The sequence below is a fragment of the Pseudomonas viridiflava genome (assembly GCF_900184295.1).
Lineage (GTDB): Bacteria > Pseudomonadota > Gammaproteobacteria > Pseudomonadales > Pseudomonadaceae > Aquipseudomonas > Aquipseudomonas viridiflava.
The window spans coordinates 2,861,077-2,878,095 of sequence record NZ_LT855380.1 but is presented as its reverse complement, the minus strand read 5'-3'; the positions used below and the strand labels follow the sequence as shown (position 1 = coordinate 2,878,095).

The window sequence follows — 17,019 nt, the reverse complement described above, 5'->3', positions numbered from 1 at the left end:
GCGGTTCATGAAACCTGCGCACAATCAGGTTCTCCAGGTCCCGACGGGTAAACGATCACGGCTGCCCGCAGCTTGTCAGTCCCGAAGCAACTCATGCGATTGAAGTCAGCGTGGCTCACCGGTAAATGCTGACAGTCGATGGCCTGACGGTGCAGGCTGTGATCGATATCCGGGTCATGCAGATAGACGAAATCGGCGTCGCAGTCCGTGACCATCACCCAGTGCGGAGCCTTGGAGCGGGTCAGGCGATAGCTGCTGATCAGCACCAGCGGTTTGCCGCCTTCCGCCAGCACACGCGGCAGGTTCAAGGCATGATTGGCCAGCGTCTGCACGTCGGAAGCGTCAAGTTCGCGGCAGAACTGTTCGTGGACCAGACGCACCACCTGTTTCTTGGTATCACTGCGCACGCCGTTCAAAAACAACGGCCCGGCTATCGACACCAGCAGTTTCACGGCAAAGCCGCGCCGCCAGGCTGCCAGCGCCAGCCCTTGCGGACTGCAACAGCCATGGCCCGACGTCATGAATACGGTGGTTGCCTCGCGCCATATCTGCAATTCCTCGGCACGCATCATCGAGCGCTCGGGCTGCAAGGCTTTCATGGCCATCAACAGGCAGGCCGGGCCGCAGGTAAAGTCCAGTGTCTGCTGGTAGTAAGGGACCGAGCGGCCGTTATGCCGGGCATGCTCGACGATGCGCTTTTCATAACGCAGCGCGGGTGCATGGTCCTGATAGTAATCGTCGACCTGAGCGAAACGCCGATAGCCACTGCGTTCATAAAGACCGATGGCTGCAAGGTTGTCGGGGCGCACTTCCAGACGCAGATACGCGCAATCGCGCTCGACCGCCCGCTGTTCGGCATGCTGCAACAGCTGCTTGCCAAGCCCCAGCCCTCGCGCCGCATCGGCGATGGCCAGCGAGTACAGACGCCCCAGCGACGTGCCACGGTGAAACAGCACCAGCGCGTATCCGGTCAACTGCCCGGCCCGCTCGGCCACGATCAGGCAGGCGTTGGCCCGGCGGATCATCCAGTTGAAACTGCGTGCCGTCAGCCGGTCGCCTTCAAAGCACTGGTTCTCCAGAAACAGCAAATCCTCGACGTCGGAATCCACTGCATCGCGAAATATAAAGTCCATCTGCACCGCCGTAAAAGTTGTGTAACGAAACGGGACATTTCAATAAGCACATGCTTAATAGAAAGGACTGTTTCCCATCGGATCGATTACACATGTCAGCGGCGCAGGTGAAGATGAACGAAGTATCGGCTCAACGTGCAGTTTCAGCAACAACGAAACGTGCTTATCCCGCAGTCCCTTTTGCAGCACAAAGCCAGGTGGTCATTATTGTCGAGCGGTTGGAAGACTGGGCATCCTATTTCCCCAGCGAAAACCTGATGACGGCGCAGGACTATCTGGAGAAGCCGCTGCAAGCCACGGCTGGCAAGCGCGTACAGGTCATCAACCTGTGCCGGAGCTATAAGTACCTGGGCCACGGTTATTATTGTTCTCTGCTGGCCGAAGCGCGTCAGCACCATGTCATTCCCTCCGTGCGTACTATCAGCGAGCTGACACGCAAATCATTGTATGGGCTGGCACTGGATGATCTGGACAAAGTGTTGGAAACCGCACTTCAGGATCACCCGTATGACAATACCGAAGGTTTTACCCTGACACTTTATTTCGGCCAGACAACACTCGCGCCCTTGAATGATCTGGCGCGTCAGTTGTTCGAAGCCTTTCCCTGCCCGATTCTGCTGGTTGAATTTCGCAAGCGCGAAAACTGGCATATCGCAGGCATCAAGTCCGGTGCCCTGCCCCGTTTGCGTGACGATCAACAGGACGAGTTCGCCCTTGCGCTGGACGGCTTCAGTCGTAAGGTCTGGCGTCAACCAGGCTCGCGCCGCGTGGCACGTTACGACCTGGCGATCCTGCACGACCCGCAGGAGCAATTGCCACCCTCCAACGCAGAGGCCCTGGCCAACTTCATTCGCGTCGGCCAGCGTCTGGGGATCGATGTCGAATTGATCGAAAAGAAGGACTACTCGCGACTCGCTGAATACGACGCGCTGCTGATCCGAGAGACCACGAGTGTCGACAACCACACCTATCGTTTCGCCAAGAAGGCAGAAAGCGAGGGGCTGGTGGTCATGGACGATTCGACGTCCATTCTGCGCTGTACCAACAAGGTGTACCTGACCGATCTGCTCAAAAGCCATGACCTGGGCATGCCGCGTACCGAAATCCTTTACAAGGACCGACCCGAAGAGCTGGAGAATGTCGCCAGACGGTTGGGCTTTCCGTTGGTGTTGAAAATCCCTGACGGCTGTTTCTCACGCGGTGTGATCAAGGTCGGTACAGCTGAAGAAATGCACACCGCCACTGCGCAGTTGTTCGAGCATTCGGTACTGCTGCTGGCGCAGGAATTCTTCTACACCGAGTACGACTGGCGCATCGGCATTCTTAACCGCAAGCCGATCTTTGCCTGCCAATACTTCATGTCCAAGGGGCACTGGCAGATTTACAACCACAAGGCTGTCGGGGCCGAAATCAACGGTGAATGCCGCACCCTGGCGGTTCATGAAGCGCCGAGAGCGGTGGTTGAACTGGCGCTCAAGACCGCCAACCTGATTGGCGACGGGCTATACGGCGTTGACCTGAAGCAGTCTGGCGACAAGGTGGTGGTGATCGAAGTCAACGATAACCCCAACCTCGACGCCGGTATTGAAGACGCCTACCTGCAGGACGATCTGTACGGTCTGATACTGGAAGAATTCATTCGCCGCCTGGACATCAAACGTCTTGGCCAGGCCTGGTAATCACCCATGATCAAAGGCCTGAAACTCGACGCCAACCGCCTTCAAGCCTGCGACCCACTGATGGCGCAGGTGCTGTGGTTCAGCAAACCGGACGCCGGCGAACGCACGCTGCTGGCCGAGCGTTTTCACCTGGATGAGCATGCTGTGGCATCGGCGCTGGACCCGGATGAAATTTCCCGCATCGAGTTTCATCCCGATGCGCTGTTTCTGATCTGGAAGCGGCCTGAAAACTATTCAGGCAAGGACAGCTTTTCGTTCGATGTCTCGTCATTCGGCGTTTTGCTGAAGCAGGATCAATTGCTGTTGATCTGCGACGACGATCAACCGCTGACGTCACTGTTGACGCAACGCCCGCTTGAGCAGCCGTTGGATATTCTGCTGGAGATGCTGTTCAACAACATCCATCACTATCTGGGCCACTTGAAGGTGATCAAGATGGTGGCGCGTGAACTGCAGCAGAAATTCAATTCATCACTGGAAAATCGTCACCTCCTGCAGATGTTCAACCTCAGTGAAAGCCTGGTGTATTACATCAACGCGATTCACAGCAACGGTGCTGTCCTGACCCGGCTGCGCAATCATGCGCAGGGCAAACAGTACGGCAACGCCAGCCTGGCGCTGATCGACGATATGATCATTGAGAACGATCAGTGCTACAAGCAGGCTGAAATCTATTCGACGGTCTTTGCCGGGCTGATGGATGCGCGGGGCAATCTGGTCAACAACAGCACCAATAACCTGCTGCGCAAGCTGACCCTGATCAACGTGGTGTTCCTGCCGCTCAATCTGATTGCCGGGATCGGCGGCATGTCGGAATTCAGCATGATGACTGCCCCGCTGCACTGGTGGGTCAGCTATCCCGCGCTGCTGGTAGCCATGCTGGGTATGGGCGTCGCGATGATCTGGGGATTGCGCAGGATGGCGCGCTCGGCATGAGCCGGTCTTTACCTTGGGAGGCATAGCCACGTCGACGTAGTGCTGTCGTGTGGCAAACACCGGACTGTGGGAGGCTGCCTGCTGCCTCAGAAAACCTAGACTTCCCATTCGGCCTTGGCGATCTGCAACCCATGCAGTCCGTTGTAAGCCGCGCGCTGGGGTGGTTGCCAGCCTTCCAGCAGAGTCGCTTCCAGATCATAGATTTCCACGCCCAACGGCCTGCATACGCTTAACGGATCCTGTGCATCCGGTCCCCACATCGGTAGTGACAGATCGCCTCCCGGGCAGGTCGACAACGCGCACAGCAAATCGATTTCGGCGAAGAACTCCAGGTAATCGCCCTTTTGTGCCGGGCAGGCTTTCATGAAGTACATGTCGTCATGATTGAGCCCGGTGCATTGGAAAATGTTCAGCACATCGTGCACATCGAACTCGGTCAGACCGTGAGGCAGTACAGCGCGCGTCAGGTTCGAATGGCAGTGATGATGAAAGTCCTCGCCGGTCAGCATTTTGTTGACGTAAGGGTCGCAACGCGTGCCCAAGAGGTCGTGCAGGCGTCCGCCATGTTCGTCGATGCCGTAACTGGCCAGGCTGTCGTCGGTGATGGTGACCATCGGCCGCAGGAACGGCAGGTTCGACCAGAGCCTGTCATGGGTGCTGACGTGCGCGCCCTGCAGCTGACGGGTTCTGGCGGCCCACATGCGCTCACGAGGATCGTCGGCGTTCCAAACGTTGAAATCGCCCACCTGCGGGCCTACCGGTGTGGTGACACGAAACACCTGTCCTGCCCTGACCTTCCACGCTCGCCCGGTGCGGATCGGTATTTCGAACTGCTCGATCAGTGTGCGCTGCTGCATATTGGCGCGTATGCGCTCGTAAAAGGCCGTATCCACTTGCAGCGCGGCACCTTTACTCACCTGATAGGCAGCGGGATAGTCTTTGTACATGCAGGACCTCTACTGGGCAGCTTGGAAAGGTTCTCAACGCTGCAAATTGCGAGCCCGTTTCGCACCCTGCACTCACTGGAAATCCCGACTGCGCACATCCAGCCCGGTCAGCAGCGGTGTCAGATCATAGAGACGCTGGGCAATCAGATGCCGCACGCCGCTCTTGGACTCCAGACGACCGAACACTTGCAGCAGCTGTGAACCGACCAACACTTTGCGCTGCCGCTCGGCCAGATCGCGCCAGACCACGACGTTGACCATTCCGAACTCATCCTCCAGCGTCACGAAGGTCACACCGCTGGCCGTGCCAGGGCGTTGCCTGCCAATGACCAGCCCGGCCACGCTGAGGGTTCGGTCATTCTCCAGCGTAAGCAGGTCCCGCGAGCTGCGAAAGCGCTTGGCAGCCAGTTGCCGTCGTAACAAGGCCAGCGGATGTGGCCCCAGCGTCGTGCCCAGCGTGGCGTAGTCGGCAACCAGATCCTCGGCCACGGTAGGCAGCGGCAATGTGACCTGATGCTCTTCGCTGGGCAGATCATCGAACAGCGGCCGCTGCGCTTCCACGCCAGCCACTTCCCAGCGTGCACGATGCCGGTGACCGATCAGGCCGCGCAACGCACCGGAATCGGCCAAAGACTCGGCAGCACGATTGTCCAGCCCGGCGCGAATCGTCAGGTCAGTGGCATCCGAAAACGCGCGTGTCGCTCTGGCGCGCTCGATACGCAGCGCATCGTCTTCCCGAAAGCCGCGCACCATGCGCATGCCCAAGCGGATCGCCAGATTGCGTGTGTAGTCAGGGTGTTCGATGGGCTCCAGCGAGCAATCCCAGTCGCTGTAACGCACGTCCACCGGACGGATTTCGATGTGATGGCGACGTGCGTCCTGCAACAGCTGGTCCGGGCTGTAAAAGCCCATGGGCCAACTGTTGATCAGCGCACAGGTGAAGGCTGCCGGTTCATGGCACTTGAGCCAGCAACTGGCGTAGGTCAACAAGGCGAAGCTGGCAGCGTGGGACTCGGGAAAACCGTAACTGCCGAAGCCCTTGATCTGCTCGAAGATGCGATCGGCGAAGTCCTGTTCGTAGCCGTTCTTGAGCATGCCCTTGGTCAGACGCTCGCGATGCGGCTCAAGCCCGCCATGACGCTTCCAGGCAGCCATCGAACGACGCAGCTGATCGGCCTCGCCGGGCGTGTAGTCGGCGGCGATGATCGCCACTTCCATGACCTGCTCCTGAAACAGCGGCACGCCGAGGGTTCGCTCGAATACTTTTTCAAGGGCGGGCGGATAGGTGATGGCTTCTTCGCCGTTACGTCTGCGCAGGTACGGATGAACCATGTCGCCCTGGATCGGCCCCGGTCGAACGATGGCCACCTCGATCACCAGATCGTAGAACTTCTCGGGTCTCAGGCGCGGCAGCATGGCCATCTGCGCTCGCGACTCGATCTGGAACACGCCGATGGTGTCGGCGCGGCTGATCATTTCATAGGTCGGGCGGTCATCCGATGGCACGCTGGCAAGCGTCCATTGTTTGCCGCGATGCAGATGCACCAGATCGAAGGTTCTGCGCAACGCACTGAGCATGCCCAAGGCCAGAATATCGACCTTCAGCAGGCCGACCAGATCCAGATCGTCCTTGTCCCACTGAATGATGGTGCGCTCGGCCATGGCTGCGTTCTCGACCGGCACCAGAGTGTCCAACGGATGCTCGGAAATCACGAATCCGCCCGGATGCTGCGAAAGATGTCGGGGGAAGCCGATCAGTTCGTCACTCAGGGCCAGCACGCGTTTGAGCATCGGCGCTTCAGGGTCCAGGCCGTATTCGCGCAGCCGCTCGGGGGATGGCAGCGTATCGCTCCAGCGGCTGAAGGCATCAGCCAGTGCGTTGATCTGATCCGGCGGCAAGCCCAGCACCCGCGCCACGTCACGCATCGCGCCGGAACCGTGATATGTGCTGGCCACGGCGGTGAGCGCTGCCCTGCCCCGGCCATAGCGCCGGAACACGTACTGAATGACCTCTTCGCGGCGGTCATGCTCGAAATCCACATCAATGTCAGGCGGTTCGTTGCGTTCCCTGGAGATGAAGCGCTCAAACAGCAGGTTGCTCTTCTCCGGATTCAGCTCGGTAATCCCCAGCGCATAACACACCACCGAGTTGGCCGCCGAACCTCGCCCTTGGCAAAGAATGTACTGGCTGCGGGCAAATTCGACGATGTCGTGGACGGTCAGGAAATAACTGTCGAAGTTCATTTCCGCGATCAGCGCCAGCTCCTTCTCGACCTGCTCACGGGTTGTCGGGCGCAGGCCGTCGGGCCAGCGTTTGCGCACGCCTCGTTCGGTCAGTTCGCGCAGCCAGGACGACGGCGTCTGGCCCTTGGGCACCAGCTCATGGGGGTATTCGTACTTCAAGTCGTCAAGGTCGAATGTACAACGGCGGGCGATGCGTACCGATTCGGCCAACAGCCAGTCGGGGTACAGCTCGGCGAGCGCATCCGGGGTGCGCAAATGGCGCTCGCCGTTGGCAAACAGCAGATGCCCGGCCTCGGCCACCGTCGTGTGGTGACGGATCGCAGTCATGGTGTCCTGCAACGCACGTCGTCCTCGGGCGTGCATGTGGACGTCGCCGCTGGCAACCGCCGGAATGCTCAGGGACTGCGCCAATGCCAGCAGATCTGCAAGCCGTTGTTCGTCATCCGGTCCTCGATGCAGCTCGACGCCGAGCCACAGGCGTTCGGCAAACCGTTCGCGCAACCAGTTGCCCTGAGCCAGACAGGCTTGCGTATCGTTCTCGATCTCTGGCAGCCAGACCGCCAGCAAACCGTTGGACGCTATCTCGAAGTCATCGGGCAACAGCCGGTACTCACCCTTTTTGGCGCGACGCCGGGCCAGGGTGATGATCCGGCACAGCGTTTGATAGCCGATCAGGTCTTCTACCAGCAGGACGATCTTCGGCCCGTTTTCGATCTGCATCTCACTGCCGATGATCAGTGGCAGACCACTGTCTTTCGAGGCCTGCCACGCCCGTACGATACCGGCCAGCGTGCATTCGTCGGTGATCGCCAGCGCCGTATAACCATGCCGTTTTGCTCTTTGAAACAGTTCCTGAGCGCTTGAAGCGCCACGCTGGAAGCTGAAGTTCGACAGGCAGTGCAGCTCGGCGTAATCCACGTTCATGCGAACCAGCCGTGCAGCAGCAGTTCGCCGTTTTCGCCCACCGTGCGGTAGGCCCAGGCGCGCTGGCCGCTGAGAGTTTCCACCAGGTAATAATCGCGCCGCACATCACCACCGTCCCACCAGCCTGACTCGATGCGCTCAGGCCCGGCCACGATGCGGGTGGTGTGCGCAGGCAATGGCTGTGGTTGGTGCAGCAACCAGCCCGGACGCGGATGACCGTGGACCTGCGCAATGACCTTGCTTTCAGCCACAGGCCGCCAGGCGCACTCGGGACGATGATCGGCAAGCGCTCGCAGGCCGTTGACCGACTCGTCGCCCAGCCGTGCCCGCAGGCGCTCGCGCAACTGCTCCCAGGGCAGCGTCTGTTGTTCGCGCTCATCGAACAGGGTTCGGTGCGTCGGGACGAAATCCGGCAAATCCTGCGCCAGCAAGCGCACCGCCCGCACCGGAGAAGCGACCAGCACCTGCTCCAGCCTGCCACGGGCCAGCTCGAACAGCATCGAGGCATCCCGTTCGGCGCTGAGCAGACCGACCTGCACGACGGTATCCGGCCCGTCCACATGCTCCAGGTGCAGGGCAAAACGCTGCACGCCGCTGTCGCGACCAGTCAGGAACATGGCCAGATCGGCAATCAGGCGCTTGAGCGGGAACAGAAGCGCTTGATGCGATTCGACGTCGAAATTCAATTCGATGCGCAGGTCGAAAAAGTCCGGTGGCATGTAGCACTCCAGCGCCACCGGCCGCTCGCCGAGCAGTGTATCGAGGTGCTGCAGCACGCTGGCAGGAAAGCGCCGCGCCAGGGTATCGCGTGGCAGGGCCAGCACCTGCCGGACATTGCGCAGCCCCATGCGGGCCAGGGCGGTTGCCACTTCGCGAGCGAGACCGATGCGGTCCACCGGCATCTGTTCCAGGGTGCGCCGCAGGTCATGCGGGCAATCGATACTCAGCCCGTCGTGCATGTTGGCCAGCATGCGCGCCGCAATCGGGTTGGGTGCCACGACGATGCGATGACGAAAGCCGAGCCCGGTCAGCTCTTCACGCAACCTCGCCTCGAACACCGGCCACGGCCCGAACAGCTTCAGGCTGGACTCGATTTCCATCAGCAGCACGCGTGGGTATCTGAGGCTGACATTGGAGCTGAAACCATAGGCCCAGGCGGCCAGCAGTTGCTGCAAACGCTCGGTTTCAGTCGGGTCATGCGGGACCATGGTGAAGCCTGACACCAGCGCCTGCGCCGCACTGAGCGATTGACCGGGTCGCAGGCCCAAGGCTCGAGCGGCCGGATTGACGGCCTGCAGCACTCGACGTTGCGCACTGCCGCTGATCAGGGCCAGCGGTTCATCCGGATCGGTATGGCGGCGCATGACGCCGTCGAGTGCCAGTTGCGGCAGCAAGACACAGGCCCACAGCATAAGAACCTCAAGCGTCGGTCGGGAAAGGTATCGGCAAGGCGGGAGCAAGCCCGCCACGGCATTTGAGCACCCGCAGTTGTGCAGGACGGGTATCGACAGCAATGCGCAGCGCAGCGGGCGACGGGTTGGCAGCGGCCAGTTGAGGCCGACAGGCGAAGGCCAGGGTCTGCCCGGTTTCAGCAGCCACTTGCAGGCGACGCAACGCACGGTCGTCGACCATGCCGGGCCAGCACACCACGGCGCCACAACTGCCGGAACGCAAACATTGTTCGGCGGCCCACAAGGCATCCCTGGCGCTGGCCTCGATCAGGGTCATCTGGCGTAAATCGACTCCAGCCGCCAGCCAGGCCTGCGGGTAAGGCAGGTAAGGCGGCGCGACCAGCACGATGCGTTCGCCTATGCCGGACAGCCTCGCCAGACTGGGCCACAACAGGCGCAGCTCGCCACTGCCATTGGCCGGAATCAGGATTTCAGTCAGCGCCGATGGCGGCCAGCCGCCTGTGGGCAGGACGCTGTCGAGCAAAGCATGGCCGCTGGGCTGCGGGCTGACCTGCGGCGCAGACTGCTGACGCCCTTTCCAGACCCTGCGCTCGTCCAGCAGGCTGTCCAGGCTGACGACAGCGCCCATCATTCGCGCCGGACCAGACCACAGAACACGCCTTCGATGGCGAAGTCCTGATCCGGCGTAACAATGATGGGCTTGTAGGCCGGATTGCGTGGCAGCAACTGCAGCCCGTCGGCACTGTGCCGCAGGCGCTTGATAGTGACTTCGCCGTCCAGCCGGGCGACAACGATCTGGCCGTCGCTGGCCTGCGGGTTGCGGTGCACGCCAACCAGATCGCCGTCGAGAATGCCGTCTTCGATCATGGAATCGCCCTGTACGCGCAGCAGGTAATCCGGCACGCGGGTAAAAGTGCTGCGATCCAGATGCAGCGTGGCATGTATATCAAGGTCCGGCCCAATGGGCGCACCGGCAGCGACCCGGCCCAACACGGGGATTTCCAGCAGCTCGGGGCGGGATTCGTTCTGCACCAGACGAATGCCGCGCGCCTGATGCGGCACGACTTCGATCAGCCCCGCTTCGGTGAGGGCCACAATGTGTTTGCGTGCCACGCTGCGTGAAGCAAAGCCGAACGCTTCGGAGATTTCCGCCAGGCTCGGCGATTGCCCTTGCTGCGCGATGCGATCGCGGATGAAGGTAAGGATGGCGCTGCGACGGGGAGATAATGTGCTCATGGAGTACATTTGTACTCTTTTGCGTTTTTTCTGGCTAGTGCGTTTTGTCGGATCAGCAGTGCCGCTTAATCATAGTTGCCATGCTTGCAACCGGTATCGTGCTTCAGATTGTTTAGATAAACCGAACAGTCAAATCGTAAATAGCCGGTTTATTGCGCAATGCGCAGAGTACACACTTGATCTGTCTTTTCATTCCAGGGAGAAAGCATCGTGATCACACGTCAACTGGGCCAGCATGGCCCGCAGGTTTCTGCAATCGGACTGGGCTGCATGGGCATGTCGGACTTCTACACCACGGGCATCGACGAACAGGAGTCCATCGCGACACTGCATCGCGCTCTGGAACTGGGCGTCAGCTTTTTCGACACCGCCGACATGTACGGCCCGCACACCAATGAAGCCCTTCTCGGTCGTGCCTTGCAGGGCAAGCGCGACAGTCTTTATCTGGCCAGCAAATTCGGTATCGTGCGCAGCGATGATCCGCATGCCCGCGGTGTCGATGGCCGTCCCGAGTATGTGCGCCAGGCCATCGATGGCAGCCTCAAGCGCTTGAACACTGACTATCTGGACCTGTATTACCAGCACCGCGTCGATCCGAATGTGCCGATCGAGGACACCATCGGCGCCATGGCCGAGCTGGTGAAGGCTGGCAAGGTGCGCCACATCGGTATTTGCGAAGCCAGCGCAGAGACCATCGAGCGCGCCCACAGGGTGCATCCACTGGCGGCGGTGCAAAGCGAGTACTCGCTGTGGTCGCGCGATCCGGAGCAGGACGATGTGCTTGCCACCTGCCGTCGCCTGGGCATCGCGTTTGTAGCCTACAGCCCGCTGGGACGAGGGTTTCTGACCGGAGAACTGCGCACCCCCGAAGACTTTGCGCCAGACGACTACCGTCGCTTCAGCCCGCGCTTTCAGGGTGAGAACTTCAACCGCAATCTGCAACTGGTGGAAAAGGTCAAAGCCGTCGCGGCAGCCAAAGGCATCAGCGCCTCACAATTGGCCCTGGCCTGGGTTCTGGCCCAGGGTGACGACATCATTCCGATCCCTGGCACAAAGCAGCGCAAGTACCTGGAAAGCAACGTGGCGGCGGCTTCGGTAGAGTTGAGCAAAGACGAACTGGCGCAGATGGATGCGATCTTTCCGGCCGAAGGTGCCGTGGCGGGTGAGCGTTACAGTGCAGAATCGATGAAGTTTGTAAACGGCTGATCGGGCGGATCTGATCAACCATCAACAGCTTGACTGAAGAAACACGCTATGTGGGAGGCATAACACCGTCTTCGACGTAGCGCTGTCGCGCAGCAAACGAGGGCCGTAGGAGCGCGCTTGCCCGCGATAGGTTCTTGCAGACAGAAAATTAGTGAATGACATGACGCAATCGCGGGCAAGCGCGCTCCTACAACAAATCGTTTTTCTTCAGTAAGTTACAGGTTGTTTGATAAGAGGCGGCTTGCCGGCGATCTGCCGGAAACCGGCAGCAAAACCTGCACACTCGGTGTATCAGATGCAACCTTGGGCTGCTGCGCAGCCCATCGCTGCCGTCGTAACCTCCGAGAGCTCCCACGCCCTCCGGGCAGAAGCGGGTGTGCGTGGCGACATTCTCACGTCGATTGCGGACACGCTTCGGTTCCGTTGTTCAGGCCCTGTTTGTGGTTCTTGTATTCCAGCGTGGCCTTGCCGTCGACCCACTTCAGGGTCACGACGACGACTGAGTCGAAATCATCGCCTTCCCAATCGTTGACCAGCTTCACGTCCTTGCCGGACGCTTCCTTGGCCACCTTGTTGATCAGTTCCGGCAGATAGCCGTGTGACCAAGCGGTGTAGATGATCGCGTTGTGGTACTTGTCGTGCATCAACTCGTCAGCCAGATCGCTGGTGTCGTTGGCACCGAAGTCGATGTTGATCGGCAGGCCCAGCTTGATTGCGCTCGGGCCAACGGTCATCAGGGGGCGAACGTAACTATAGGAAAGGTCGCCATCACCCTCTTCCACGTGCCGACTTGGATTGGCGGCAAAGATGAAGTCGGCCTTGCCGAATTCCTTAGGCAGCAGTTCGGACAGTTCGATGGCGCGATTGAGACCCTGACAATTCAACTGCCCCAGGCCCATGGAGGGCTTTTCGGCATGGCGCAGGAAGACCAGGGTCTGAGTGCCGTTTTTCGGGTCGGCGTACACGCCTTTGCCCATGGAAAACAGCAGCACGGCTGAAACCATCAGAACTGAAGGAAGGGTAATCCAGGCAATACGCCGCTGAAGTCGGCTGCTCAATGAGAGTTTGGGAATATTCATTATTGTCTGAGTCCGGTACGCGGTTAAGGGAAAAGTCAGCGTGTCGCTGCTGCGAAGGCGCTTGCCATAGCGGGTTCGCCACCCTTTTCTGTCCCTGCGGATCAGTCGAATACGTGTCCCTTGATCACGGATAAAGACTAGTACTGCAATGTTGCGGAATGAAGAATACGGACGATAGGAGTCCGAAAATCCCTTTCTGTTGCACTTGAGGCTGAAAAAAGCCTGATTTTTCTACAAAAAACCCAAACAAGGCAGGTCCTGCGCACCCGGTTTCGACTGTTGGTGGAGCAACAGTCTTCGAACAATCCTGTGCTTCAGGCAACAGTGCCTGCAGCCAGGATAGCGACAAATCACGCTGCATCGCCCCGGATTGCATCTGGCACAGAGGCTGCATATTCCCTTTTAAGCACCTTATACGCGCCCAACTGCTGAATTGGAAATAACAGATTCGGCAGCGCCTCCTCTTCCTGATCCGGACACCGATTTATGCCATCACTTCGTTCTGCGTTTCGCCTGAAGACTCCCCGCGTACTCGCCAAAGGGTTGCTGACCAGTCTCGCTTTGGCCTTTGCGCTTCAGCCGGCCGCCCAAGCAGTTGAAACAGTACCGGCAGAAATCCATCTGGATTATGCCTACTACTCACCCGTAAGCCTTGCGCTCAAACATTTCGGCTGGCTGGAGCAGGCACTGCCGCAATCGAAGGTGACCTGGGTCCTGAGCCAGGGCAGCAACCGTTCACTGGAATACCTCAACAGCGGCAGTGTCGATTTCGCCTCTTCGGCCAGTCTGTCGGCAGTGCTGGCTCGCGCCAATGGCAGCCCGATCAAGTCGGTGTATGTCTACAGCCGGGCGGAATGGACTGCGTTCGTGGTGCGCAAGGATTCGCCTCTGCAAACAGTGGCAGACCTCAAAGGCAAGAAGATCGCTGCCACCAAAGGCACCGACCCGTACCTGTTCACCCTGCGCGCGTTGCAACAGGCCGGTCTGAAGAAAGACGACGTGGACCTGCTGCACCTGCAACACCCGGATGGCCGTATCGCGCTGGAAAAAGGCGACGTGGACGCCTGGGCAGGTCTTGACCCGCACATGGCCGCCAGCCAGATTCAGGCAGGATCGCGCCTGCTGTATCGCAACAAGGACTTCAACAGCTATGGCGTGCTGAGCGTCACCGAGACCTACGCCAAGAAGCACCCGGAGGCGATAAAAACGGTCCTGACGGCTTATGAGAGAGCGCGGGACTGGGCAGTCAAGAACCCGGATGAACTGGCCAGATTGCTGGCCCAGGAGTCTGGCCTGCCACTGGAAGTGGCCCGCCTGCAATTGTCACGTACTGACCTGAGCGCGCCGCAACTGAGCGCCAGGGATGTTGAATCCTCCAAGGCAGCGGCGCCGATTCTGGTCTCCGAAGAACTGGTGCGCAAAGGCGTGAACGTCGAGCAGGTCGTCGAGCAGTTGATCACGCCTGACTTTTCGGCTTCCGTGATCGCTCACCAATGAATCGTGCAGAAAAAACGCTGACGGGTGCGCAGTCTGCCCTGTTCACCGAGCCAAAACGCGGAGTGTGGGGAAGACATAAAACATTAGGTAAAGGGTTGGTATTACCTGCCCTGATTATCGTGTTTCTCGAGCTGGTCGTGAGGATCGGCTGGCTGCCTTCCTACCAGATGCCTGCGCCCAGCGAGATCGTGATGACCCTGGGTGATCTGGCCGAGGGTTCGTTGTGGAAGCACATCGGTGCCAGCCTGCTGCGGGTACTCAGTGGTTTTGCCATCGGTGCGAGCCTGGCGCTGTTGTTCGCTGCCTGGGTGGGCCTCAGCCGTGAAGCCGAGGCCTATCTGGAACCCACTTTTGCCGGACTACGCTCGATCCCGAGCCTGGCGTGGGTGCCGTTGCTGCTGTTGTGGCTGGGTATTGGAGAAACCTCAAAGATCGTGCTGATTGCCATCGGTGCGTTTTTCCCGGTCTATCTCAATGGCGTGGCGGCGATACGCGGCATTGACCGCAAACTGGTGGAGGTCGGGCAGATGTACGGCTTCAGCCGCTATCGCCTGACACGTCGGATTCTTCTGCCTGCCGCCCTGCCCGGCCTGTTCACCGGACTGCGCAGCGGCATGAGTCTGGCCTGGATGTTTCTGGTCGCCGCCGAACTGATCGCCGCCACAAAGGGCCTGGGATACCTGCTCAGCGACGGCCGCGAAACCTCGCGTCCGGACATCGTTCTGGCCGCCATCGTCGTGCTGGCGGGCCTGGGCAAGTTAAGTGACGGCCTGCTGGCGAGGCTGGAAAGACGTTGCCTGAGCTGGCGCGACGCATTCAACGGCCAGAGCCAGGAGGGTTGATCAATGGCTGCTGCATTGATGGAAATTCGCGTTACACACAAGGCCTTTGCCGAGAGCACTGTCCTGCGGGACATCGACCTGTCGTTGCAGGCGGGTGAAATCGTCAGTCTGCTTGGCCCGAGCGGTTGTGGCAAAAGCACGCTGCTGAGAATCGCCGCCGGCCTTGAGCGCGACTTTCAGGGCAAGGTGAACAGGCTACAGGGAGAAGTGGCGTTCGTTTTTCAGGAGCCGCGGCTGATGCCATGGTTAACCGTCGAGCAGAACATCGGCTTCAGTGATGACGGGCATTACGACCGTGTCTGGGTCCGGCAACTGATCGATGAAGTGGGCCTGACCGGCTTTGCCGAGGCCCTGCCCAAGGCGCTGTCCGGTGGCATGGCGCAACGCGTGGCGATTGCCCGCGGCCTGTACTCTCACCCGGCCGTTCTATTGCTGGACGAACCGTTCAGTGCCGTGGATGCGTTTACCCGCATGAAGCTTCAGGACCTGTTGCTGCAACTGGCCAGCCGCCACGCCATCACCCTGCTGCTGGTGACCCACGACGTGGATGAAGCGCTGTACCTGAGTGACCGTGTGCTGGTCATGGGCAGCCGCCCCGGCAGAATCGTGCATGAACTGACGGTGGACCTGAACACGCCACGGGATCGACGTGACCCGCGGCTGGCCAGCCTCAAGGCCCAGGCCCTGACCGAATTGCAGGAGGCTCATCTGATCTGAGCGTGGTCGCGAGGTGCTACCTGCCAGCCTTGATGTCATTCCATATACCGGCCCGCAACGCATCGATTTTGGTCGGCAACGGGCTCATGGCAAACATGCGCCCGAGCGTTTCCGCGTCAGGATAGATATCGGTGTCCGTCCACAACGCAGGGCTGATCAAGGCGTCGGCTTTTTCATTGCCATTGGCGTAGTGCACGACATTGGTAATCCTGGCGATGACTTCCGGACGCAACAGGTAGTTGAGAAACGCGTAGGCGGCTTTCGGGTCGGGAGCATCGGCCGGTATGGCGACCATGTCGAACCACATTGGCGCGCCCTCTTTGGGAACCATGTAGTTGACGGTGACCTTGTTGCCCGCCTGCTCTGCCTTCTCCTGAGCCTGGGAGATGTCCCCCGAATAGCCAACAGCGACACAGATTTTGCCGTCTGCCAGATCCGCGATGTACTGCGATGAACTGAAATCACGAATGTACGGGCGTACGCTGTTCAACACAGTCTGCGCCTTGCTGTAATCGGCAGGGTTCTCACTGTGCGGTTCAAGCCCCAGATAATTCAGGGTGATGGGCAACATGGCGGGTGCGCTGTCCAGAATGGCGACGCCACACTGGGCAAGTTTCTTCATGTTTTCGGGTTTCAGAATCAGGTCCCACGAATCCAGCGGCATATCTTTTCCAAGCACCGCTTTCACCTGAGCCACGTTGTAGCCGATACCGGTACTGCCCCACAGATACGGAAAGCCGTGCTGGTTGCCTGGATCACTGCTTTCCAGCGCCTTGAGTAATACCGGGTTGAGGTTTTTCCAGTTCGGCAACTGACGCTTGTCAAGCGGGGTGAGCAGGCCCTTTTCTATCTGCCTGCCCATGAAGTGAACGGACGGAAAAACCACGTCATAGCCGGAATGCCCGGCCATCAGCTTCGCGTTCAGCTCTTCATTGGTTTCATAGGTCTCGTACACGGCCTTGAAGCCCGTGGCGGACTCGAAATTCTTCAACGTGTCCGGCGCGATGTAGTCGGTCCAGTTGTAGATATTGACCGTCTCCGCTGCATGGCTGGTGGAGGCCAGCAACATCAGCGCAGCAAGGGCTTTTTTAAACATTATTGTTTTTCCTCAGGTCAATGGCGACAGCTTGCCCTAGTGCATGACAAGGCCACAAGACCTGCACAGAA

Annotated in this window: 14 protein-coding genes; 6 read left to right on the top strand and 8 right to left on the bottom strand. The window is 59.6% G+C overall.

The window, feature by feature from the left end:
* Positions 1-5 precede the first annotated feature (5 nt).
* The gene (locus CFBP1590_RS13140; RefSeq protein WP_088235195.1) at positions 6-1,133 is read right to left on the bottom strand and encodes a GNAT family N-acetyltransferase/peptidase C39 family protein; all 1,128 of its coding nucleotides are present in this window, start codon (positions 1,131-1,133) and stop codon (positions 6-8) included.
* 92 nt (positions 1,134-1,225) lie between these two features.
* Between CFBP1590_RS13140 and CFBP1590_RS13135 the strand changes: the two genes are divergently transcribed.
* Together CFBP1590_RS13135 and CFBP1590_RS13130 are read left to right on the top strand one after the other, a co-directional pair.
* Positions 1,226-2,812, top strand: a complete 1,587-nt coding sequence (locus CFBP1590_RS13135) for a RimK family ATP-grasp domain-containing protein (RefSeq protein ID WP_032651919.1) — start codon at positions 1,226-1,228, stop codon at positions 2,810-2,812.
* Positions 2,813-2,818: 6 nt separating this feature from the next.
* A complete protein-coding gene (locus CFBP1590_RS13130) occupies positions 2,819-3,748 on the top strand; it encodes a magnesium transporter CorA family protein (protein WP_004885554.1) in 930 nt (309 codons plus the stop codon).
* Between the two features lie 95 nt (positions 3,749-3,843).
* Here the strand turns inward: CFBP1590_RS13130 and CFBP1590_RS13125 are convergent, their stop codons facing one another.
* The 5 genes from CFBP1590_RS13125 to lexA all read right to left on the bottom strand — a co-directional run bounded on the left by CFBP1590_RS13125 (position 3,844) and on the right by lexA (position 10,520).
* Complete coding sequence (locus CFBP1590_RS13125; protein ID WP_058432644.1) at positions 3,844-4,695, bottom strand: urea carboxylase-associated family protein; 852 nt, start codon at positions 4,693-4,695, stop codon at positions 3,844-3,846.
* A gap of 72 nt (positions 4,696-4,767) precedes the next feature.
* Positions 4,768-7,863 carry an error-prone DNA polymerase gene (locus tag CFBP1590_RS13120; RefSeq protein ID WP_088235194.1) on the bottom strand — a complete coding sequence of 1,032 codons (3,096 nt, stop codon included), beginning with the start codon at positions 7,861-7,863 and terminating at the stop codon, positions 4,768-4,770.
* Positions 7,860-9,275 carry a Y-family DNA polymerase gene (locus CFBP1590_RS13115; protein ID WP_029242437.1) on the bottom strand — a complete coding sequence of 472 codons (1,416 nt, stop codon included), beginning with the start codon at positions 9,273-9,275 and terminating at the stop codon, positions 7,860-7,862. The genes CFBP1590_RS13120 and CFBP1590_RS13115 overlap by 4 nt, the downstream gene beginning before the upstream one ends.
* 7 nt (positions 9,276-9,282) lie before the next feature.
* A complete protein-coding gene (gene imuA, locus CFBP1590_RS13110) occupies positions 9,283-9,903 on the bottom strand; it encodes a translesion DNA synthesis-associated protein ImuA (protein WP_057410597.1) in 621 nt (206 codons plus the stop codon).
* Positions 9,903-10,520 carry a transcriptional repressor LexA gene (lexA, locus tag CFBP1590_RS13105; RefSeq protein ID WP_025995817.1) on the bottom strand — a complete coding sequence of 206 codons (618 nt, stop codon included), beginning with the start codon at positions 10,518-10,520 and terminating at the stop codon, positions 9,903-9,905. The genes imuA and lexA overlap by 1 nt, the downstream gene beginning before the upstream one ends.
* A gap of 201 nt (positions 10,521-10,721) precedes the next feature.
* On the opposite strand from lexA, the gene CFBP1590_RS13100 reads away from it, so the two are divergent.
* A complete protein-coding gene (locus CFBP1590_RS13100; RefSeq protein ID WP_088235193.1) occupies positions 10,722-11,717 on the top strand; it encodes an aldo/keto reductase in 996 nt (331 codons plus the stop codon).
* 392 nt (positions 11,718-12,109) lie between these two features.
* On the opposite strand, the gene CFBP1590_RS13095 is transcribed toward CFBP1590_RS13100, so the two are convergent.
* The gene (locus tag CFBP1590_RS13095) at positions 12,110-12,796 is read right to left on the bottom strand and encodes a hypothetical protein (protein ID WP_029241855.1); all 687 of its coding nucleotides are present in this window, start codon (positions 12,794-12,796) and stop codon (positions 12,110-12,112) included.
* A 486-nt stretch (positions 12,797-13,282) separates the two neighbouring features.
* On the opposite strand from CFBP1590_RS13095, the gene CFBP1590_RS13090 reads away from it, so the two are divergent.
* The 3 genes from CFBP1590_RS13090 to CFBP1590_RS13080 are packed head-to-tail and all read left to right on the top strand — an operon-like array spanning position 13,283 to position 15,852.
* Positions 13,283-14,293 (top strand): aliphatic sulfonate ABC transporter substrate-binding protein, encoded by a 1,011-nt coding sequence (locus CFBP1590_RS13090; protein ID WP_029241854.1) that lies wholly within the window; start codon positions 13,283-13,285, stop codon positions 14,291-14,293.
* Positions 14,290-15,135, top strand: a complete 846-nt coding sequence (locus tag CFBP1590_RS13085; RefSeq protein WP_088235192.1) for an ABC transporter permease — start codon at positions 14,290-14,292, stop codon at positions 15,133-15,135. The genes CFBP1590_RS13090 and CFBP1590_RS13085 overlap by 4 nt, the downstream gene beginning before the upstream one ends.
* Positions 15,136-15,138: 3 nt before the next feature.
* Entirely contained in the window at positions 15,139-15,852 is a 714-nt protein-coding gene (locus tag CFBP1590_RS13080) for an ABC transporter ATP-binding protein (protein WP_029241852.1), read from the top strand.
* A 16-nt stretch (positions 15,853-15,868) separates the two neighbouring features.
* Here CFBP1590_RS13080 and CFBP1590_RS13075 read toward each other — a convergent pair whose 3' ends face one another.
* Positions 15,869-16,948: a polyamine ABC transporter substrate-binding protein gene (locus tag CFBP1590_RS13075; RefSeq protein WP_088235191.1), complete on the bottom strand. Its 1,080-nt coding sequence runs from the start codon at positions 16,946-16,948 to the stop codon at positions 15,869-15,871.
* Between the last annotated feature and the right edge of the window lie 71 nt (positions 16,949-17,019).